Source organism: Serratia sp. PL7 (assembly GCF_945957435.1).
The window spans coordinates 1-893 of record NZ_CAMFLB010000099.1; the positions used below are offsets into that span (position 1 = coordinate 1).

The window sequence follows — 893 nt, forward strand, 5'->3', positions numbered from 1 at the left end:
CCCCTCTCAATCTTCCAACGCCCACGGCAGATAGGGACCGAACTGTCTCACGACGTTCTAAACCCAGCTCGCGTACCACTTTAAATGGCGAACAGCCATACCCTTGGGACCTACTTCAGCCCCAGGATGTGATGAGCCGACATCGAGGTGCCAAACACCGCCGTCGATATGAACTCTTGGGCGGTATCAGCCTGTTATCCCCGGAGTACCTTTTATCCGTTGAGCGATGGCCCTTCCATTCAGAACCACCGGATCACTAAGACCTACTTTCGTACCTGCTCGAGCCGTCACTCTCGCAGTCAAGCTAGCTTATGCCTTTGCACTAACCTCACGATGTCCGACCGTGATTAGCTAACCTTCGTGCTCCTCCGTTACTCTTTGGGAGGAGACCGCCCCAGTCAAACTACCCACCAGACACTGTCCTCACCCCAGATTATGGGGCCGAGTTAGAACATCAAACATTAAAGGGTGGTATTTCAAGGTTGGCTCCATGCAGACTGGCGTCCACACTTCAAAGCCTCCCACCTATCCTACACATCAAGGCTCAATGTTCAGTGTCAAGCTATAGTAAAGGTTCACGGGGTCTTTCCGTCTTGCCGCGGGTACACTGCATCTTCACAGCGAGTTCAATTTCACTGAGTCTCGGGTGGAGACAGCCTGGCCATCATTACGCCATTCGTGCAGGTCGGAACTTACCCGACAAGGAATTTCGCTACCTTAGGACCGTTATAGTTACGGCCGCCGTTTACTGGGGCTTCGATCAAGAGCTTCGCCTTGCGGCTGACCCCATCAATTAACCTTCCAGCACCGGGCAGGCGTCACACCGTATACGTCCACTTTCGTGTTTGCACAGTGCTGTGTTTTTATTAAACAGTTGCAGCCAGCTGGTATCT

1 rRNA gene is annotated in these 893 nt (G+C 52.7%); it reads right to left on the reverse strand.

Features of this window, described 5'->3' with window-relative positions:
• Window positions 1–893: ribosomal RNA gene (locus N6G83_RS54375) — 23S ribosomal RNA — on the reverse strand; the annotation flags it as partial.